The following is a 19,633-nucleotide window of genomic DNA, read 5'->3' as shown; positions in this document are numbered from 1 at the left end:
GGTCGGATCGGTCATGTAGCGGTCCTCATCTATTTTTTTATGTCACGAATCACGGTCTTGCTGTGCCTAGTGCAGACATCTGAAGGGCACCATTGGTTGATGTTGTACGTCAGGTCGGTTCGCGGTTTGGTTTCAAAGCGTGTCGCACGTCACGCGCCACCGATGGGACTGTGTAAATCAGACGCTCGCGAACGCAATCAGCACAAAGACTTTCAGTATGCATTCGCCCACAACCAGGCCCTTGCCCAATCGAAGCGCGTTCTTGCCTATTCCAATGAAAGAATCCAATGAAAGAAAGCCGGCCTAGCCCTCGCCACGCAGGACAGCGATGTCACGCTTGGGCGGCGCGCCGAACAGACGCCGGTATTCGCGACTGAACTGTGATGGGCTCTCATAGCCGACCTTGAACGCCGCGCTGGATACGTCCTGATGTTCATTGAGCATCAAACGCTTGGCTTCGTTGAGCCGAAGCCATTTTTGATACTGCAACGGACTCATCAAGGTGAGCTGCCGGAAGTGGTGATGAAAGGTCGGAGTGCTCATCTGGACCTTTGCCGCCAACTCGTCGACACGCAGCGGCGACGTATAGTTGAGTTTCAACCAATCGATGGCCCTGCCGATTCGATACCCCTGCCCATCCACCGCAGTGATCTGCCTGAGCCTTCCGGTCTGATCGCTCTGCAGCAGGCGGTAGTGAATTTCACGCTGTATCAACGGCGCCATCACCGCAATGGATTCCGGCTCATCGAGCAATGCCAGCAAACGCTCCAGCGAACCGAGCATCTGCACGGTCACCGACCCGATACCCACGCCCCTGACCCTGCCCCTGCCCCTGACCCGGTTCCGATCGCGGGCCGCAGGCAGATCGCTCAACCCGATCAGCTCGGCGAGCATGCGCACATCCAGCCTCAACGTCAGCCCCAGGCAGGGCTTGTCGGGGCTTGCGACGAGCACTTCGGAGTTGGCCGGCAGATCCAGAGACGTGATCAAGAACCTCGACGTGCTGTATTCGTAGCCCTCCCCGCCCACCCACAGACGCTTCTCGCCCTGCGCCACCAGGATGATGCTCGGCTCCACCATGCAGGTCACCGGCGGTGCGGGATGATCACGTCTGAAAAGCCCGAGGCCGGGAATGTCCGTGGGGTAATCACCTGGGCTGGCAATGCGCGAACCGATCATGCGGGCCAGCCTTTCTGGGGCCGATACCGGCTGGAAAACTGTGTCGACTGTGTGGGTCATATGCACCTCGGGCTCCTGCAGCGACTTTAACCCGCGCTCGACTGTCCGTCCTGCCTCGCCCTGAACACTCATCGAATCAGGCAAGTAATCCAGTGAAATGCGCTACAGACCGTCTCATGAGCACAGGAGAATGCACATCCCAACACTCATTGGAGAGGCAACATCGGATGGAAAGGTCTCCGACACCTGTCACCCAGCCCCCTCGATCCTGGGGCGCGGTATTCGCCATGTCATTGGCCGCCTTCGTACTGGTCGCCTCGGAATTCATGCCCGTCAGCCTGCTCACCCCCATTGCCTCGGACCTGCACATCACCGAGGGCCAGGCGGGTCAGGGCATTTCCGTATCGGGGCTGTTTGCCCTGTTCACCAGCCTCTTGATCGCATCCGTCGCCGCTCGAGTGGACCGCAGACCACTGCTGGTTGCCCTCACCGTGCTGATGATCGTCTCCGGCGCAGTGGTGGCGTTCGCGCCCAACTATTGGGTATTCATGATCGGCCGGGCCATGATCGGCGTCGCGATTGGCGGATTCTGGTCCTTGTCGGCAGCCACCGCCATGCGCCTGGTCCCACAAGAGCAGATCACTCGGGCCATGGCCATCGTCAACGGTGGCAACGCACTGGCGACCGTAGTCGCGGCCCCTTTGGGCAGCTTTCTGGGAGCCCTGATCGGCTGGCGCGGCGCGTTCCTGTCGCTGCTCCCCATCGCCGTCGTGGCCTGTGCATGGCTGCTGGCGAGCCTTCCCCCCATGAAACCGCAAGGCGGATCGAGCGGCAGCAATGTGTTCCCCTTGCTGAAAACTGCACCCGTCGCCTTGGGTATGCTCGCGATCAGCGTGTTTTTCATGGGCCAGTTCATGCTGTTCACCTACCTGCGCCCGTTTCTGGAAACGGTCACGCACGTCAGCGTTTCCACTCTCTCATTGATGCTTCTGGGACTGGGGGTGGCCGGGCTGGCCGGAACGTTCCTGATCGAGGCCTTCCTGAAGCATGGGCTGCACCGCACGCTGATCGTCATTCCCCTGCTGATGTCAGCGGTGGCCTTGGCACTGGTTGCCTTCGGCAGTTCACCAACGGTGACCGCTGTACTGCTCGGTTTTTGGGGGCTGGTGGCGACGGCCGCACCGGTGGGCTGGTGGACCTGGCTTGCGAAGACACTGCCGGACGACGCCGATGCCGGCGGCGGCCTGATGGTGGCGATCATCCAGTTGGCCATCGCCTCTGGCGCCATCGTCGGCGGGCTGATCTTCGACGCAAGCGGCTACCGTGCAACCTTCGAGTCCAGCGCAGCGTTGCTGGCAATGGCCGCGATTCTGGCGGCGATTGCAGGACGCGCCACATCCCATGCATCGGCTTTCAGCCGCGCGGCAGCGGACTAGGCGCCAGATCACTGCCCGCTCTAGCCCAGAACGCTTCGGCCGACTGGCCCAGATGGCCTTTTGGCCGAGTCAAATGAATCTCCAGCGGTATGTCCCAATCTTCGTCGAGTGCCCTGACCAGGCGTCCTTCCTGAACTTCCTGCTCCGTCAGGCTCTTGGGTAGCCAGGCGACGCCTTTGCTTTCTAGCGCCATCGACATCAGCACGGCCGCGAGATGACTGCTGAACAGAGGCTGCAGATGAAGGTAGTCCTCCTTGCCCCGAAGGCGGTGAGCAACGATCCGCCCCAGACCTGATTGATGGGTATAGGCCAGGTAAGGAAGTGCCGCCGGCGACGTACCGACATGAACGCCGGCACTGGCGAGCGGTACCAGAACATCCTCACCCACCTTCTTGCTGACGAACTGGTCGGGAGCCAGCAGCGGTGGGACGTCGGGGTGACGATGGCAGAGCAGAAACTGAACCTGGCCGTGTATCAGCATCTGCTCGCAGACGGCCATGCTGTCGGAATGAAGCTGCACCGCTTCGATCGGCGCACCGGTTTCGGAGCTGCGCAGCCACTTGGGAAAAAACGTGAACGACAGCGAATGGGTCGCAGCGAACTTGAGTGACCGGGCCGACACGCCCGCCACTTCCTGAGCCTCGTTGCGCAGCCGGTAAAGGTGCCGGGCCGCCTCCTGGGCGCCGGGTAGAATCTTGCGCCCTGCCTCCGTCAACGTCGCGCCATGGGGCGTGCGCACGAGCAATTCTACACCCATCCAGTTTTCCAGCGAACGGACCCTGCGGCTGAAAGCCGGCTGGGTGATGTGACGTGCTTCGGCGGCGCGCACGAAGCTGCCGTATTCGGCAAGCGCCGAAAGATCTTCAAGCCAGACGAGTTCCACGGGCCATGCCTTCTGTGCATAGGGTTCGGCATTAATAGCATTGGGCGGGTGACTGCGCAAAGCATAACGTGAGGCCACAACCAACAAAAGGAACCCTCCATGCGCATCGTGGACATTCGTGAAAAGACCGTCTCCATTGCCTCCCCCATTGCCAACGCCTACATCGACTTCTCCAAGATGACCTGCTCGGTGGTGGCCGTGATCACGGACGTGATTCGCGATGGCAAGCCGGTGATCGGCTATGGCTTCAACTCCAATGGTCGTTACGGTCAGGGCGCGCTGATGCGTGACCGCTTCCTGGCACGCATCGTCGAAGCCGATCCCGACACCCTGATCGATTCGGCAAACGACAACCTCGATCCGTTCGCCATCTGGAAAACCCTGATGACCAACGAAAAGCCGGGCGGTCATGGCGAGCGCTCGGTCGCCGTCGGCACCCTGGACATGGCGGTGTGGGATGCGGTCGCCAAGATCGAAGGCAAGCCGCTGTATCGCCTGCTGGCGGACCGCTACCGCAATGGCGTCGCGGACGACAAGGTCTGGGTCTACGCGGCGGGTGGTTATTACTATCCCGGCAAGGACCAGACCAAGCTCAAGGCCGAGATGCAAAGCTATCTGGACCGCGGCTACGACGTCGTCAAGATGAAGATCGGTGCCGTACCGCTGGATGAAGACATCCGCCGTATCGAAGCCGTTCTCGAGGTGGTGGGCGATGGCCGTCGACTGGCCGTGGATGCCAACGGCCGCTTCGATTTGCAGACCGGCATCGCCTATGCCGAAGCGATCAAGCAGTACAACCTGTTCTGGTATGAGGAAGTCGGTGATCCGCTGGACTACGCCCTCCAGGCCGAACTGGCCAATCATTACGAACTGCCCATGGCCACCGGCGAGAACCTGTTTTCCCATCAGGACGCCCGCAACCTGCTGCGTCACGGTGGCATGCGCCCTGATCGCGACTACCTGCAGTTCGACTGCGCGCTGTCCTACGGGCTCGTGGAATACATGCGCACCCTGAAGGTGATGGAAGAGCTGGGCTGGTCTTCGCGTCGGGTGGTGCCGCACGGTGGCCACCAGATGTCGCTGAACATCGCCGCCGGCCTGCACCTGGGCGGCAACGAATCCTACCCGGATGTGTTCCAGCCATTTGGCGGCTTCGCCGACGGCATCCAGGTCGAAAACGGTTATGTCGGCCTACCGGACATTCCGGGCGTCGGCTTCGAAGCCAAGTCGGCCCTGTACGCCGTCATGCGCGAACTGGGCGAAGGCTGACCGCCGCCCTTCTGCGGCCTGCCCAGAACAGGCCGCAGACGCCGGCGTCGGACACCGACGCCACGCCACACGCCCATCACAACAATAAAATGAGGTGCTCTCGTGGAAGTCTCCAGATCTCGCTGGTACGGCCAGCTGTATGTCCAAGTGTTGATCGGCATCGTCATCGGTGCCGCCATCGGCTATTTCGCCCCCAACATCGGCGCCAAGCTTCAACCCTTTGCCGATGGTTTCATCAAGCTGATCAAAATGCTTCTGGCACCCATCATTTTCGGTACCGTCGTCGTCGGCATCGCAAAAATGGGTAGCATCAAGGAGGTTGGCCGCATCGGCGTCAAAGCCCTGATCTACTTCGAGATCCTCTCGACCATTGCGTTGGTCGTAGGCTTGATCGTGGTCAATATCGTCAAGCCCGGCGTCGGCATGAACATCAACGTCAATGCACTCGACGCCAGTGCCATCAACAAATACAGCCAGGCGGCCAGCGAACAAGGCGGTACGGTCGAATTCTTCCTCAACATCATCCCGCACACCTTCGTCGGTGCGTTTTCCAACGGCGTGATGCTGCAGGTCATACTGCTGTCGGTACTGATGGGCATCGCGCTGGTTCAATTGGGCGAAGTCAGCAAGCCGCTGATCAATACCATCGATCTCTTCCTGCAAGGGCTGTTCAAGATCGTCGCCATGGTCATGCGCCTGGCGCCGCTCGGCGCAGGCGCCGGCATGGCGTTCACCATCGGCAAATACGGCATCGGTACCTTGCTGTCCCTCGGCCAGTTGCTGGTCGCGCTCTATATTACGACGCTGATATTCATCGTGGTCGTGCTGGGCGCGGTAGCCCGCTGGTCGGGGATGCCGTTGATGCAGTTTCTGCGCTACTTCAAGGACGAAATACTCATCACGCTGGGCACCTGCTCCACCGAAGCGGTATTGCCGCGCATGATGGTCAAGCTGGAGAAGCTGGGTTGCAGGAAATCGGTCGTGGGCATGGTCCTGCCTACCGGGTACACGTTCAACGCGGACGGCACTTGCATCTACCTGACCATGGCAGCGATCTTCATCGCCCAGGCGACCAATACCCCCCTGACGTTCGCCGACCAGATGATTCTGCTGGCCGTGTTCCTGCTGACATCCAAAGGCTCGGCGGGCGTGGCAGGTGCCGGGTTCGTCACGCTGGCGGCTACGCTGACCACCATTCACTCCATCCCTCTGGTCGGTCTGGTGCTGCTGCTGGGTATCGACCGGTTCCTCAACGAAGCCCGCGCTGTGACCAACCTGATCGGAAACGGCATCGGCACCATCGCGATTGCAAAGTGGGACAACTCGTTCGACGTCGAAACCTGCCAGCGTGAACTGGCAGCCATGAAAGACGAAAAGGCCGCAAAAAAAGCGCTGCTGGCGCAAAAGTGAGAGGCCGTGCTCGCCACGTCTGGGCATCACGACTCATGGCGCAGGACCGTTGAGTACACCGATTAAACGTTGTTACAACTCACTAGGCCATGACGGTCTGGTTTTTGGATGCCCTTAAAGGCTGACGACAGATAAACAATCGCGCGTAAAATGGTGTCCCAGGCGGGGTTCGAACCTGCAACCTTCCCCTTAGGAGGGGGATGCTCTATCCAATTGAGCTACTGAGACACACAGCGGCGTACCGGGCGGCACGACGAACGGCATGCATGTTACCCAGCCAGGCCCGGTTTGTCATGCAGCATGGAAAGGATTTTGCCTTGTTGAGTCGTTCGAAAACCCAGCTTCGGCGTTCATGCATTTTGCAATACTCAACTGCACTCGGCAGTGCAGGATGCAATATCAAATTGCCCTGAGAACTGTGCATACCGCTGAAATCACTGGGTTTTCCCCAATCTCTGAAGTTGGCACGCCGCCTGCTATATTCGATGCTGAACCACGCTTAGACATTCAGGCTGCGGAGAATTTCAATGAACAGCGTACTCTTGATGCTCAACGCTATGACATTGGTCATCCTCATTGGCTTTCAGTTCCACAGCCAGACCACTGACCCTGCACTGGTCCATGTCGATGCCGCTCGCTTTATCCCCGCCCCCGTCGCTCGCGTTGCGTCTTCCAGTACCGAGGCGCCGCTCACGGCCGCCAAGGGCGTCAGCGAGCCCGCCACGACCCAGCGCACTGAACGCTATACCTTTTAAGGAGTTGCAGATGTCGAGATATGCCTTGGCATTCATGTTGATTGCCATAGCCTGTTGGACCAGCGCGTTCGCGTTCGGACAACACACGTCTGCTTTGGGGATCGCGTTGCAAGCCATGGGCGGTATCGCAAGTCTTGCGTTATTGCTGGCCCTGATCAAAGGTCGCAGGATCAAATTCGATCCCCTGTTACGCTAATCGCCTACAAGATCGGTACCTGTCGACAATCAATGCTAGCAAATGGCCCAGATGTCACTATGCTACCCCCCAAGGTAGCTCGCGCGTGCTGTGCGCAGTATGCACAAAGCGGGTCAGAGCACCTCTTGAAGAGATCTCCACTCTGTATGTGAACGTGTCCTGACAGATGCGGCCAGCCTGCGCAAAATACAGTGCAGGAGGGGCTGGCGAAATGCCACGATTCGGATCATTATTTGTCACAGAATTGGCGTCAAAGCTATGTCGCATTAGTGCATCATAGCGCCGCATCGGCAGGCTGGAACAATTTGCCGATCGGCGTGTCCTAACCGACATCCTGCGGCCTACTTCAAGAACCGCTCCCCCTGAACTTATCGGTCATCACTATGCGCCCACTCAAACAGGCTGTTTACTCCAGCCGCACGGCTGACAAATTCGTAGTACGTCTTCCTGACGGGATGCGTGAGCAGATCGCTGAGGTGGCTCGTAACCATCACCGCAGCATGAACTCAGAGATCATCGCACGCCTGGAACAGAGCCTGATCCAGGAAGGTGCCTTGGGTGAAGAGTTGAGCATGAAGATGGACAGCCCGGAATTGTCCCTGCATGAGCGTGAGCTCCTGCAGCGCTTCCGTCAGCTGTCGCACCGACAGCAAAATGCACTGGTGTCCTTGATCGCCCATGACGTCGAGGCCGCAGCCGAAGCGTCATGAACACCGCCGCAAAAAAAAGCCAGCTCTAGAGCTGGCTTTTTTGTGGGTGACGAAAGGCTCAGGCCGCAGCGTGAACGCGCGCGCCCAGCACACGATCGATTACCACCGCCACGAGCAGCACAGCAACCGACGGCACCAGCCAGGCCAGACCTTGTTCACTCAGCGGAAGGTCGAGCAAGGATGCTGGCAACCACTGCGAAAGACCCGCCCCCTTGATCGCATCGATGAGGCCGAACAGCAACGAGACGAGCATCACCGGACCAAGAATGCGCGATTGTGAATACCACAACCCGGCGCAGAAACTCAGCGCCACCAGCACGATGCAGGGCGGGTAGATGGCGGTCAGCACGGGGATGGAAAACGCGATCAGCTTGGTCAAGCCCAGGTTGGATACCAGCAGCGAGAACAGCGCCAGCAAGAGCACCAGCGTCTTGTAGGACAGTGGCAGGACTCGGCTGAAATACTCGGCGCAGGCGCAGGTCAGGCCAACAGCAGTCACCAGGCATGCCAGCGAGATCAGCACGGCCAGGAAACCACTGCCCAGCCCACCGAAGGTGTGCTGCACATAGGCATGCAGAACCGCAGCGCCGTTGGTAGCACCGGCCGCAACGGCGTGGCTGCCCGACCCAAGACGGAACAGACTGATGTACACCAGGGCCAGCCCTACTCCGGCAATCAGCCCGGCGATGATCGCGTAGCGCGTGATCAGCTTGGGCGACTCGACCCCTCTGGAGCGAATGGCGTTGACGATGACGATGCCGAACACCAGCGCACCCAACGTATCCATGGTCAGGTAACCATTGATGAAGCCGAGTGAAAATGGCGCAGCGACATACTCGGGCACCGCATCACCGCTGGGACCTACCGGCAAGGCAAACGCAGCGATACCCAATACGGCCAGAGCAATGATTTTCAGCGGAGCCAGAAACCGTCCTACGGTATCGAGCAGGCGCCCGGGGTAGAGTGAGACGATGTATACCAGCAGGAAGTACACCGCGCTGTAGAGAAACAGCGCCAGCGGCGTTTCACCGGTCAAGGGCGCCAGGCCTACGGCAAACGACACGGTGGCGGTGCGCGGCGTTGCGAACAACGGGCCGACCGCCAGATAGCACACGGCGGCCAACAGACCACCCGCCAGCTTGCCGATCGGGCTGCTCAGCGCATCCATCGAACCGCCGACCCTGGCCAGCGCCACCACGGTGATCACCGGCAGACCTACCGCCGTCACCAGGAAGCCCAATGCCGCCATCCAGACGTTCGGCCCAGCCTGCAGGCCGACGAAGGGTGGAAAGATGATATTGCCCGCGCCTACGAACAAGGCGAACGTCATGAAACCAAGCGCCAGAATATCCTGGCCTTTAAGCACTTTCATTGGAAGGAAACCACGTCAATAGATTGGAATTGAGAGAGGTTTTCCCCATGGATTGAGGGAAACACGGTCGACCGGATGAGGCCAGACTGAATGCGCAGGCGGCTGCCTTGTGAGCGGGCCCGGCAAAATGGCGCGTAGAGTAGCGAAATTCGACGCCCCTCGCACTGTTGCAGTGCGAAGTGTCCGCTGAGTGCACCTGAGTGTCGCATCGGTGCAAGACTCAGCGGAAACGATACAGCTTGTTCCAGAAGCCTCAGGCGTGAGGCCCGGACTTACAGCGCCATGTCGGCCGCTGGGTTGCTTTCAGCTTTCGGTGCCGTCTGGCCTTCGATCGGGTTGGCAGCGGCAGCGGCCTGGTCGATCACAGGAGGAGCAACGGCCAACTGCAGAATCTTCGCGGTGTAGTTCCACTCTTTCTGCACAGCTTCCGGCGAGTTGTTCAGCGCAGTACCATAGCTAGGCACGATCTGGCGCAGCTTGGCTTGCCACTCGGGCGTCGCGACCTTGTCCTTGAACGCCTTTTCCAGCACGTTGATCATGATTGGTGCAGCCGTCGATGCGCCAGGCGATGCACCCAGCAAACCAGCAATGCTGCTGTCCTTGGAGACGACAATTTCAGTACCCAGTTTCAGCACGCCGCCCTTGTCTGCGTCACGCTTGATGATCTGCACGCGCTGGCCAGCCTGCCACAGGCGCCAGTCTTCTTTCTTGGCGTGCGGGAAGTACTGCTTCAAGGCTTCGAAGCGATCGTCGTCCGACAGCATGACCTGACCGGCCAGGTATTCGATCAGCGGGTACTGCTCGATGCCGACCTTGGTCATGGGCCATACGTTGTGCAGGTTGGTGCTGGTCAGCAGGTCCAGGTACGAACCGTTCTTCAGGAACTTGGTCGAGAAGGTGGCGAATGGGCCAAACAGAACCACACGCTTGCCGTCCAGGACACGGGTGTCCAGGTGCGGAACGGACATGGGCGGTGCACCGGTCGATGCGATGCCGTAGGCCTTGGCCATATGCTGCATGGCCACACTTGGGTTCTCGGTCACCAGGAACGAGCCGCCCACTGGGAAGCCACCGTATTCCTTGGCTTCTGGAATACCCGAATCCTGCAGCAGATGCAGGGCAGCGCCACCGGCACCGATGAACACGAACTTGGCGTCGGTCTCGGTCTTGGTGCCGTCTTTCAGGTTCTTGTAGGTCACGCGCCACGAACCATCGTCATTGCGCTTGATGTCTTCAACTTCGCTGGAAAGCTTCAGATCGAAGCCTTTCTGGTCCTTCAGGTGACCGACGTACTGACGAGTGATCTCGCCGAAGTTCATGTCGGTACCCAGCGGGCTCCAAGTGACGGCCAGTTTCTGATTGGGGTCGCGACCCTCCATCATCAACGGCACCCACTTCTTGATCTGTTCGTGGTCCTGGGAGAACTGCATGCCGGCGAACAGCGGGCTCGCCTTCAGCGCTTCATAGCGCTTCTTGAGGAACTCGATGTTGTTGTCGCCCCAGACGAAGCTCATGTGCGGCGTGGAGTTGATGAACGTACGCGGGTTCTTCAACACCCCCACCGTCACTTGGTGAGCCCAGAACTGACGGGAAATCTGGAAGGCTTCGTTGATCTCGATCGCCTTGGCGATCTGGACCTTGCCGTCCTTGTCTTCCGGGGTGTAGTTCAGCTCGGCCAGGGCCGAGTGGCCGGTACCCGCGTTGTTCCATCCATTGGAGCTTTCTTCGGCGACAGCGTCCAGGCGCTCGACCATTTCCATCGACCAGCTCGGCTCGAGCTCGTTGAGCAGCACGCCCAGCGTGGCGCTCATGACACCGCCGCCGACCAGCAGGACGTCGACTTTCTTCGCTTCGGCCGCTTGTGCCGACACCATCCCGATGGACAGAGCCAGACCCAGCAGCGCTGTGTTCGCTTTCTTCAACATTCAGAAATTCCTAGGATAGAACGTCATCCATCCGTCGTCGCGACCCGGAACAGCCAGCATTCATTGGCAAATCCAGCGCACACGGGCATTCAGAGGGACTGACGGGCAGACATACAAGACCGTACGACAGTGCTCGGTCTCACTTTCATGTCTCTCCTGCGCTGACTTCTTCTTGTTGAATATTGTCTTCAGCTACTTGAGCGACGCTGAATCCTGCGGCTGCCGAAGCAGGGCCGTACAGAATTCCACCAACTTGATTTGAACCGCTTGATTCGACCCACTGACACAGACGTCAACCACGCCCAGAAGAGACGATTTAACGTTTCAGCGAGCTGCGACAATCTGGCGGGTCGACATAGTACATGAGGCTCGCTAACGCAACCATCCCAAAGTCGCAGAAAGCTTGTACTGTCCCTGCAACAATCGTCTCTATTCGTTGTCGCCGTGAACTTATCTTCCAGAAACACAAAAGCCACCCGAAGGTGGCTTTTGCGACTACACGTGCAGGTAAGCGAAGCTTACTTGACCGCCCAGCCAGTCAGCTCGGCCAAGGCCTTGCCGATATCAGCCAGCGAACGCACGGTTTTCACACCAGCGTCCTGCAGGGCAGCAAACTTCTCGTCTGCAGTGCCCTTGCCGCCCGAGATGATTGCACCGGCATGGCCCATGCGCTTGCCTGGAGGGGCAGTCACACCAGCGATGTAGGAAACGACCGGCTTGGTCACGTGTGCCTTGATGTAGGCAGCGGCTTCTTCTTCGGCCGAACCACCGATCTCGCCGATCATGACGATCGCTTCGGTCTGTGGGTCTTCCTGGAACAGCTTCAGGATGTCAATGAAGTTCGAGCCCGGGATCGGGTCACCGCCGATACCGACGCAGGTCGACTGGCCGAAACCGGCGTCGGTGGTCTGCTTGACGGCTTCATAGGTCAGGGTGCCGGAACGCGACACGATACCGACCTTGCCTGGCAAATGGATGTGGCCTGGCATGATGCCGATCTTGCACTCGCCCGGAGTAATCACGCCTGGGCAGTTAGGGCCGATCAGGATGACACCCAGCTCGTCGCACTTGACCTTGGCTTCCAGCATATCGATGGTCGGAATGCCTTCGGTGATGCAGACGATCAGCTTGATGCCGCCGAACGCCGCTTCAAGGATGGAATCCTTGCAGAAAGGAGCCGGTACGTAGATGACCGAGGCGGTAGCGCCTGTGGTTTCCACGGCTTCTTTCACGGTGTTGAACACAGGCAGGTTCAGGTGGGTGGTACCACCCTTGCCCGGAGTCACGCCGCCAACCATCTTGGTGCCGTAGGCGATGGCCTGTTCGGAGTGGAAAGTACCCTGCGAGCCGGTGAAGCCCTGGCAGATGACCTTGGTGTCTTTATTGATCAGGACGCTCATTACTTGCCCTCCGCAGCTTTGACAACTTGTTGAGCAGCGTCGGTCAGGCTGGTGGCTGCGATGATGTTCAGACCGCTTTCCGCCAGTACTTTAGCGCCCAGTTCAGCGTTGTTGCCTTCAAGGCGCACAACCACCGGGATTTTCACGCCGACTTCCTTCACCGCGCCAATGATGCCTTCGGCAATCATGTCGCAACGAACGATGCCGCCGAAGATGTTGACCAGTACGGCCGCGACATTGGTGTCGGACAGAATGATCTTGAACGCTTCGGTCACGCGTTCCTTGGTAGCACCGCCGCCAACGTCGAGGAAGTTGGCTGGCTTGCCGCCGTGCAGGTTGACGATGTCCATGGTACCCATGGCCAGGCCGGCACCGTTGACCATGCAGCCGATGTTGCCTTCCAGCGCCACGTAGTTCAGTTCGAACTTGGCAGCGTGCGCTTCACGCGGGTCGTCCTGCGAAGGATCGTGGAAACCCTTCAGCTTGGGCTGACGGTACATGGCGTTGGCGTCGATGTTGATCTTGGCATCGAGGCAATGCAGATCGCCGTCCGCCTTGATGACCAACGGGTTGACTTCCAGCAGGGCCAGGTCGTGGTCCTGGAACAGCTTGGCCAGGCCAACGAAGATCTTGGCGAACTGGGCAACCTGCTTGCCTTCCAGACCCAGCTGGAATGCCAGCTCGCGGCCCTGGAACGGCTGAGCGCCGACCAACGGATCGATGGTGGACTTGAGGATCTTCTCGGGGGTGTCGTGAGCGATCTTCTCGATGTCCACGCCACCTTCGGTGGAAGCCATGAACACGATGCGACGGCTGGAGCGGTCCACTACGGCGCCCAGATACAGCTCTTTGGCGATATCGGTGCAGGACTCGACCAGGATCTTGGTGACAGGCTGACCGTTGGCATCAGTCTGGTAAGTCACCAGACGCTTGCCCAGCCACTGCTGAGCGAAAGCCTTGGCGTCTTCCTTGCTGCGAACCAGCTTTACACCACCAGCTTTACCACGGCCACCGGCGTGGACCTGGGCCTTGACGACCCACTCGCTGCCGCCGATCTTGTCGCAGGCTTCTGCGGCTTCTTCGGGGGTGTCTACCGCGTAACCCTTGGATACTGGCAGGCCGTATTCAGCGAACAGCTGCTTACCCTGATACTCGTGAAGATTCATGCTTATTACCGTCTTCGTTAGGTACTGCGCTTTTCGGCGCTGCGCTTCGTGATTGAAGTGCCGCGCCACCTGTGACTGCTACTCGCCGGTTGACCGACGAGGCGAGTCCGGCGGACGTTCCGCGGCACCCCTGCGAACAGGGCATGCGACGGGCAATCCACCGTGGTTTCTTATTGTTTAACGCTTCTTGCGGTTGGCGATGTGGATGGCGCCGCCATTCACGGCCAGGGCCGCTTCGTGCAGGGCTTCCGACAGGGTCGGATGCGAGAAGACCATCATGCCCAGGTCTTCGGCACTAGTGCCGAATTCCATGGCGATGGCGCCCTGCTGAACCAGTTCTGCGGCGCTTGGGCCGATCACGTGGACACCCAGTACGCGGTCGGTCTTGGCATCGGCGATGACCTTGACGAAACCGCCGGTGTCGTTGGCTGCCATTGCACGACCGCTGGCCGCGAACGGGAAGCTGCCGACGTTGACTTCAACGCCTTCGGCCTTGAGCGCCTGCTCGGTCTTGCCGACCCATGCGATTTCCGGGTGGGTGTAGATGACCGATGGAATCAGATCGTAGTTCATCACGGCCTTGTGGCCCTTGATGCGCTCGACAACCATGATGCCTTCCTCTGACGCCTTGTGCGCCAGCATCAGACCACGGACCACGTCACCAATGGCATAGACGCCAGGGACGCTGGTCGCGCAATAGTCATCGACATAGATGAAGCCGCGCTCGTCGATGTCAACGCCGCTGTCCGAAGCCAGCAGGTCGGTGGTCACCGGACGACGGCCCACGGCGACGATCAGCTTGTCGAAAGTGATCGACTGCTCGCCATTGGCATCGGTGTACTTGACCACGACTTCTTCGCCCTGAACCTCGGAGCCGGTCACGCGAGCGCCGAGCTTGATGTCCAGGCCTTGCTTGGTCATGGTCTTCAGGGCTTCCTTGGACACCGCAGTGTCGGCAGCCATGAGGAACGTGTCCAGCGCTTCGAGCACGGTGACCTGAGCGCCAAGGCGCGACCATACCGAACCCAGTTCCAGACCGATCACGCCGGCACCGATAACGCCGAGACGCTTGGGCACCTGCTGGAATTCCAGCGCACCGGTGGAGTCGACGATGATCTTCTGGTCGACCGGCGCCGGTGGAATGTCGATCGGACGCGAGCCGGAAGCCAGAATGACGTTGTCGGCTTCGACGACTTCAACGCCGTTGGGGCCGGTCACTTCGACTTTCTTGCCAGCCAGCAGTTTGCCGTGGCCTTGCAGGACGGTCACGCCGTTGGACTTGAACAGGCCGGCAACGCCGCCAGTCAGGTTCTTGACGATGTTGGACTTGCGACCAATCATCGCCGGGACGTCCATGGTCACGCCGGCATGGTTGATACCGTGGATGGCAAAGCCGTCCTGGGCTTCGTGGAATTTCCACGAGCTGTCCAGCAGTGCCTTGGACGGAATGCAACCCACGTTCAGGCAGGTACCGCCGAGGGCCAGTTTGCCCTCGCCGTCTTGATACTTCTCGATACAGGCAGTCTTGAGGCCCAGTTGTGCGGCCTTGATGGCAGCGACGTAGCCACCAGGGCCTGCGCCAATCACTACCACGTCGAATTTCTGAGTCATAAAACAATTCCTATTAGCGGCATGCTTGAAGCCCAGCCAACGGGACCCGGATCAAGCTGCGTGGGCTCGATGGCGGATCCCGCTACCTGTGGCTGCCTTGTCAGATATCCAGCAACAGACGAGCTGGATCTTCCAGCAGGTTCTTGATGGTCACCAGGAACGTCACGGCTTCCTTACCATCGATCAGGCGGTGGTCATAGGACAGCGCCAGGTACATCATCGGGCGGATGACCACTTGGCCGTTGATCGCCATGGGACGCTGCAGAATGTTGTGCATGCCCAGGATGGCCGCCTGCGGCGGGTTGACGATCGGGGTCGACATCATCGAACCGAAGGTACCACCGTTGGTGATGGTAAAGGTACCCCCGGTCATTTCGTCCATCGACAGCTTGCCGTCGCGCGCTTTCTTGCCGAAGGTGGCGATGCCGCCTTCGATCTCGGCCAGGCTCATGGCCTCGGCATTGCGCAGGACGGGAACCACCAGGCCACGGTCGCTGGACACCGCTACACCGACGTCGGCGTAGCCGTGGTAGACGATGTCGGAGCCGTCGATCGAGGCGTTGACAGCCGGGAAGCGCTTGAGTGCCTCGGTGGCTGCCTTGACGAAGAACGACATGAAGCCCAGGCGCACGCCGTTGTGCGACTTCTCGAACAGGTCCTTGTACTTGGAGCGCAAGGCCATGACTTCGGTCATGTCGACTTCGTTGAAGGTGGTCAGCATGGCCATGTTCGACTGGGCTTCGACCAGACGTTCAGCGACCTTGGCGCGCAGACGGGTCATCGGCACGCGCTTTTCGGTGCGGTCGCCGGTAGTCTGGACCACGGCGGCTGCAGCGGCAGGCATGGCAGGCTTGGCGGCCGGTGCCGATTTCTTGGCTTCGATGGCGGCGACCAGGTCTTCCTTGGTAACGCGACCGTCTTTGCCGGTGCCCTTGACGCTGTTCAGGTTGATGCCGTTTTCTTCGGCCAGCTTGCGTGCAGCGGGACCACCGATGGCGTCATCGTCGCCGGCCGCAGGCGCCAAGGCGGCCTGTGGTTCGGCGGCTTGAGGCGCGGCAGCGGCCTGAGGTGCAGCAGCAGGTGCAGCGGCGGCAGCACCGCCCTCCTCGATGGAGCCCAGGACTTCGTCCGACAGAACGGTGTCGCCTTCGTTCTTGACGATCGCGCCCAGGACGCCGTCGGCAGTGGCCAGTACTTCCAGGACGACCTTGTCGGTCTCGATGTCAACGATCAGGTCATCGCGCTTGACTGCATCGCCCGGCTGCTTGTGCCAGGTCGCAACGGTGCCGTCGGCGACCGATTCCGGGAAGGTAGGGGCTTTGATCTCGATAGCCATTATCAGTAATTCCTTAAATTCGGTTTCAGGTGCGCGTTGGCATTAAACGGTGAAGGCATCTTGCAGCAATTTGGCTTGCTGCTCGGCATGCATCGAAGCGTAACCACAAGCCGGGGCAGCCGATGCGTCACGGCCGGCATACTCGAGGACCAGGGTCTTCTTGTGATTGCTCATGCTGCGGCGCAAGTGATGCTGACTGCTGTACCAGGCACCCTGGTTCATCGGCTCTTCCTGACACCAGACCACGTGCTCCAGATTGGTGTAGGCAGCGATCGCTTCCATCAAGTCGTCTTCAGGGAACGGATACAGCTGCTCGATACGCACGATGGCGACATCTTCGCGGCCTTCGGCGCGGCGCTTCTCCAGCAGGTCGTAGTAGACCTTGCCGCTGCACAGCACCAGACGCGTCACCTTGGCGGCGTCCAGGGTATCGATTTCCGGGATGACGGTCTGGAACGAACCTTCAGCCAGGTCTTCCAGGGTCGACACCGCGAGCTTGTGACGCAGCAGCGACTTGGGCGTGAGCACGATCAGCGGCTTGCGCAGCGGACGGATCACCTGACGACGCAGCAGATGGTAGATCTGCGCGGGCGTGGTGGGCACGCACACCTGAATGTTGTGCTCGGCGCACAGCTGCAGGTAACGCTCCAGACGCGCCGACGAGTGCTCCGGGCCCTGCCCTTCGTAGCCGTGCGGCAGCAGCATGGTCAGACCGCACAGACGGCCCCACTTGTGCTCGCCGCTGGTGATGAACTGGTCGACCACGACCTGTGCACCGTTGGCGAAGTCACCGAACTGCGCTTCCCAGATCACCAACGCGTTGGGCGAGGTGGTCGAGTAGCCGTATTCGAACGCCAGAACCGCCTCTTCGGACAGGAACGAGTCGTACAGATCGAAGCGCGGCTGGCCGTTGTACAGGTTCTGCAGCGGAATGTAGGTCGCCGCATCCTTCTGGTTGTGCAACACCGCATGGCGGTGCGAGAAGGTGCCGCGGCCGATGTCCTGGCCGGTCATGCGGATCGGATGACCTTCGAAGGCCAAGGTCGCGTACGCCATGGTCTCGGCATAGCCCCAGTTGATCGGCAAGCCACCGGCCTGCATCTTCTGGCGATCTTCGTAGATCTTGGACACCTGGCGCTGCACCACGAAGCCTTCGGGAATCTCCAGCAGCTTGGCGGACAGTTCCTGCAGGGTCTTGAGGTCGAAGCGCGTGTCATGGCGCGCCGTCCAGGCATGGCCCAGGTAAGGACGCCAGTCGACGAACAATTCCTTGTTCGGTTCCTTGACCAGGCTCTTGACCACGTGCAGACCGTTGTCCAGCGCATTGCGGTACTCGTCGATCTGGCTCTGCACGCTGCCTTCGTCGAGCACGCCGGCCTTGATCAGGCTTTCGGCATACAGCTCGCGGGTGGTGCGCTGCTTGGCGATCTGCTGGTACATCAGCGGCTGGGTGCCACTTGGCTCGTCGGCCTCGTTGTGGCCGCGACGGCGGTAGCACACCAGGTCGATGACCACGTCGCGCTTGAACTGCATGCGGTAGTCGATGGCCAGCTGGGTGACGAACACCACGGCTTCCGGATCATCGCCGTTCACGTGCAGGATCGGCGCCTGGATCATCTTGGCCACGTCGGTCGCGTACTCGGTGGAGCGCGCGTCGTACGGGTTGCTGATGGTGAAACCAACCTGGTTGTTGATCACGATGTGCACGGTACCGCCGGTCTTGAAACCGCGGGTCTGCGACATCTGGAAGGTTTCCATGACCACGCCCTGGCCGGCGAATGCAGCGTCGCCGTGCAGCGAGATCGGCAGCACCTTGTCACCGACCGCATCGTTGCGACGGTCCTGGCGGGCACGTACCGAACCCTCGACCACCGGAGAAACGATCTCCAGGTGGGACGGGTTGAACGCCATGGCCAGGTGCACTTCGCCACCTGCGGTCATCACGTTGGACGAAAAGCCCTGGTGGTACTTGACGTCACCGGAGCCCAGCTCGACCTTCTTCTTGCCTTCGAACTCGTCGAACAGGTCGCGAGGGTTCTTGCCGAAGGTGTTGACCAGTACGTTGAGACGGCCACGGTGGGCCATGCCGATCACGACTTCCTTGGTGCCGTAGGAGCCCGAGCGCTGAATCATCTCGTCGAGCATCGGGATCAGGGCTTCGCCACCTTCCAGACCGAAACGCTTGGTGCCGGGGTACTTGGTGCCCAGATACTTCTCAAGGCCTTCGGCAGCGGTGACGCGCTCCAGCACGTGGCTGCGGATCTCGGCCGAGAAAGAAGGACGACCGCGCACGCTTTCCAGACGCTGCTGGAACCAGCTGCGCTGCTCGGAATCGGTGATGTGAGTGAACTCGGCGCCGATGGTGCGGCAATATGTCTGCTGCAAAGCCTCGAGAATTTCACGTAGGCTCGCCTCCTCCTTGCCGATGAACAGGTCGCCGGCACGGAAGGTCGTATCCAGATCGGCATTGGTCATGCCGTAATGGTTGATTGACAGGTCTGCCGGAGCAGGCCGTTGCCACAGCCCCAACGGGTCCAGTTGGGCTGCCTGGTGGCCGCGCATCCGGTAGGCCTGAATCAGTCGCAGCACTTCTACCTGCTTCTTTTCGTGCTCGCTGCTCACGCTCCCGGCGGAAACCGGTTGAGCACGGCGCTGGTTTTTGGCCAGCAGGACGAAATGATCGCGAATGGTGGAGTGTGCAACGTCGGTGGCAGTGCTGCCTTCGGCAGGCAACTTCTGAAAGTAGGTGCGCCATTCCTCTGGCACAGCGTTAGGGTCGTGCAGGTAAAGCTCATAGAGCTCTTCCACATAGGCAGCGTTACCACCGGATAGGTGGGCGCTGTTCCACATGCGCTGCATCACGCTTTCTTGCATGCTTGGTCACCCTCGGTTAGGGGACACCACCGGCGCTGACACCTTGGGCGTATTGACGCGGTCCGTGTAGAGCGACCGTGCAAGCCACCTCAGAGTTGTACGCTGGTAGTC

15 protein-coding genes and 1 tRNA gene are annotated in these 19,633 nt (G+C 60.1%); 6 read left to right on the top strand and 10 right to left on the bottom strand.

Features of this window, described 5'->3' with window-relative positions:
- Window positions 1-303: 303 nt before the first annotated feature.
- Window positions 304-1,239: an AraC family transcriptional regulator gene (locus QMX89_RS13290; protein ID WP_282348564.1), complete on the bottom strand. Its 936-nt coding sequence runs from the start codon at window positions 1,237-1,239 to the stop codon at window positions 304-306.
- Between the two features lie 227 nt (window positions 1,240-1,466).
- Here QMX89_RS13290 and QMX89_RS13285 point away from each other — a divergent pair, with 227 nt between their 5' ends.
- Window positions 1,467-2,615 (top strand): MFS transporter, encoded by a 1,149-nt coding sequence (locus QMX89_RS13285; RefSeq protein WP_282348563.1) that lies wholly within the window; start codon window positions 1,467-1,469, stop codon window positions 2,613-2,615.
- On the opposite strand, the gene QMX89_RS13280 is transcribed toward QMX89_RS13285, so the two are convergent.
- Window positions 2,593-3,498, bottom strand: a complete 906-nt coding sequence (locus QMX89_RS13280; RefSeq protein ID WP_122743413.1) for a LysR substrate-binding domain-containing protein — start codon at window positions 3,496-3,498, stop codon at window positions 2,593-2,595. The two genes, QMX89_RS13285 and QMX89_RS13280, sit on opposite strands and share 23 nt — an antisense overlap.
- Window positions 3,499-3,597: 99 nt before the next feature.
- Between QMX89_RS13280 and QMX89_RS13275 the strand changes: the two genes are divergently transcribed.
- Both QMX89_RS13275 and dctA read left to right on the top strand, forming a co-directional pair.
- Window positions 3,598-4,767, top strand: a complete 1,170-nt coding sequence (locus QMX89_RS13275; protein ID WP_282348562.1) for a mandelate racemase/muconate lactonizing enzyme family protein — start codon at window positions 3,598-3,600, stop codon at window positions 4,765-4,767.
- A gap of 102 nt (window positions 4,768-4,869) precedes the next feature.
- Window positions 4,870-6,177 carry a C4-dicarboxylate transporter DctA gene (gene dctA / locus QMX89_RS13270; RefSeq protein WP_056842223.1) on the top strand — a complete coding sequence of 436 codons (1,308 nt, stop codon included), beginning with the start codon at window positions 4,870-4,872 and terminating at the stop codon, window positions 6,175-6,177.
- Window positions 6,178-6,328: 151 nt separating this feature from the next.
- On the opposite strand, the gene QMX89_RS13265 is transcribed toward dctA, so the two are convergent.
- Window positions 6,329-6,405 (bottom strand) — tRNA-Arg (locus tag QMX89_RS13265).
- 299 nt (window positions 6,406-6,704) lie between these two features.
- Between QMX89_RS13265 and QMX89_RS13260 the strand changes: the two genes are divergently transcribed.
- From QMX89_RS13260 to QMX89_RS13250, 3 genes are all read left to right on the top strand, one after another.
- Entirely contained in the window at window positions 6,705-6,932 is a 228-nt protein-coding gene (locus tag QMX89_RS13260; protein ID WP_282348561.1) for a hypothetical protein, read from the top strand.
- 10 nt (window positions 6,933-6,942) lie between these two features.
- The gene (locus QMX89_RS13255) at window positions 6,943-7,128 is read left to right on the top strand and encodes a PA3371 family protein (RefSeq protein WP_056842221.1); all 186 of its coding nucleotides are present in this window, start codon (window positions 6,943-6,945) and stop codon (window positions 7,126-7,128) included.
- A 383-nt stretch (window positions 7,129-7,511) separates the two neighbouring features.
- Entirely contained in the window at window positions 7,512-7,838 is a 327-nt protein-coding gene (locus QMX89_RS13250) for an Arc family DNA-binding protein (RefSeq protein ID WP_043190613.1), read from the top strand.
- Window positions 7,839-7,896: 58 nt separating this feature from the next.
- On the opposite strand, the gene brnQ is transcribed toward QMX89_RS13250, so the two are convergent.
- From brnQ to QMX89_RS13215, 7 genes are all read right to left on the bottom strand, one after another.
- Complete coding sequence (gene brnQ / locus QMX89_RS13245) at window positions 7,897-9,210, bottom strand: branched-chain amino acid transport system II carrier protein (protein WP_056842220.1); 1,314 nt, start codon at window positions 9,208-9,210, stop codon at window positions 7,897-7,899.
- Window positions 9,211-9,482: 272 nt separating this feature from the next.
- Complete coding sequence (mqo, locus tag QMX89_RS13240; protein WP_282348559.1) at window positions 9,483-11,135, bottom strand: malate dehydrogenase (quinone); 1,653 nt, start codon at window positions 11,133-11,135, stop codon at window positions 9,483-9,485.
- Window positions 11,136-11,653: 518 nt separating this feature from the next.
- Window positions 11,654-12,535: a succinate--CoA ligase subunit alpha gene (gene sucD, locus QMX89_RS13235; protein ID WP_049859859.1), complete on the bottom strand. Its 882-nt coding sequence runs from the start codon at window positions 12,533-12,535 to the stop codon at window positions 11,654-11,656.
- Entirely contained in the window at window positions 12,535-13,701 is a 1,167-nt protein-coding gene (gene sucC / locus QMX89_RS13230; protein WP_049859858.1) for an ADP-forming succinate--CoA ligase subunit beta, read from the bottom strand. The genes sucD and sucC overlap by 1 nt, the downstream gene beginning before the upstream one ends.
- A 177-nt stretch (window positions 13,702-13,878) precedes the next feature.
- Window positions 13,879-15,312, bottom strand: coding sequence for a dihydrolipoyl dehydrogenase (gene lpdA, locus QMX89_RS13225; RefSeq protein WP_049859857.1), 1,434 nt, complete (start codon window positions 15,310-15,312; stop codon window positions 13,879-13,881).
- Window positions 15,313-15,412: 100 nt separating this feature from the next.
- Complete coding sequence (gene odhB, locus QMX89_RS13220; protein ID WP_282348558.1) at window positions 15,413-16,648, bottom strand: 2-oxoglutarate dehydrogenase complex dihydrolipoyllysine-residue succinyltransferase; 1,236 nt, start codon at window positions 16,646-16,648, stop codon at window positions 15,413-15,415.
- Between the two features lie 42 nt (window positions 16,649-16,690).
- On the bottom strand, window positions 16,691-19,522 hold the full coding sequence (locus QMX89_RS13215; RefSeq protein WP_049859855.1) for a 2-oxoglutarate dehydrogenase E1 component: 2,832 nt from the start codon (window positions 19,520-19,522) through the stop codon (window positions 16,691-16,693).
- Window positions 19,523-19,633: the final 111 nt, after the last annotated feature.

Source organism: Pseudomonas sp. PS01301 (assembly GCF_029960215.1).
GTDB classification, from domain to species: domain Bacteria; phylum Pseudomonadota; class Gammaproteobacteria; order Pseudomonadales; family Pseudomonadaceae; genus Aquipseudomonas; species Aquipseudomonas coleopterorum.
Note: the sequence above shows the minus strand (reverse complement) of the source record. Positions and strands in the feature narration are given on the sequence as shown.

What these genes read in the sequence shown, in the direction of transcription:
- QMX89_RS13275 (WP_282348562.1), top strand. Translation starts at nt 3,598, where the DNA reads ATGCGCATCGTGGACATTCGTGAAAAGACCGTCTCCATTGCCTCCCCC.
- lpdA (WP_049859857.1), bottom strand. Translation starts at nt 15,312, where the DNA reads ATGACTCAGAAATTCGACGTGGTAGTGATTGGCGCAGGCCCTGGTGGC.
- QMX89_RS13285 (WP_282348563.1), top strand. Translation starts at nt 1,467, where the DNA reads ATGTCATTGGCCGCCTTCGTACTGGTCGCCTCGGAATTCATGCCCGTC.
- odhB (WP_282348558.1), bottom strand. Translation starts at nt 16,648, where the DNA reads ATGGCTATCGAGATCAAAGCCCCTACCTTCCCGGAATCGGTCGCCGAC.
- QMX89_RS13250 (WP_043190613.1), top strand. Translation starts at nt 7,512, where the DNA reads ATGCGCCCACTCAAACAGGCTGTTTACTCCAGCCGCACGGCTGACAAA.
- sucC (WP_049859858.1), bottom strand. Translation starts at nt 13,701, where the DNA reads ATGAATCTTCACGAGTATCAGGGTAAGCAGCTGTTCGCTGAATACGGC.
- QMX89_RS13255 (WP_056842221.1), top strand. Translation starts at nt 6,943, where the DNA reads ATGTCGAGATATGCCTTGGCATTCATGTTGATTGCCATAGCCTGTTGG.
- QMX89_RS13290 (WP_282348564.1), bottom strand. Translation starts at nt 1,239, where the DNA reads ATGACCCACACAGTCGACACAGTTTTCCAGCCGGTATCGGCCCCAGAA.
- QMX89_RS13260 (WP_282348561.1), top strand. Translation starts at nt 6,705, where the DNA reads ATGAACAGCGTACTCTTGATGCTCAACGCTATGACATTGGTCATCCTC.
- mqo (WP_282348559.1), bottom strand. Translation starts at nt 11,135, where the DNA reads ATGTTGAAGAAAGCGAACACAGCGCTGCTGGGTCTGGCTCTGTCCATC.
- brnQ (WP_056842220.1), bottom strand. Translation starts at nt 9,210, where the DNA reads ATGAAAGTGCTTAAAGGCCAGGATATTCTGGCGCTTGGTTTCATGACG.
- sucD (WP_049859859.1), bottom strand. Translation starts at nt 12,535, where the DNA reads ATGAGCGTCCTGATCAATAAAGACACCAAGGTCATCTGCCAGGGCTTC.
- QMX89_RS13215 (WP_049859855.1), bottom strand. Translation starts at nt 19,522, where the DNA reads ATGCAAGAAAGCGTGATGCAGCGCATGTGGAACAGCGCCCACCTATCC.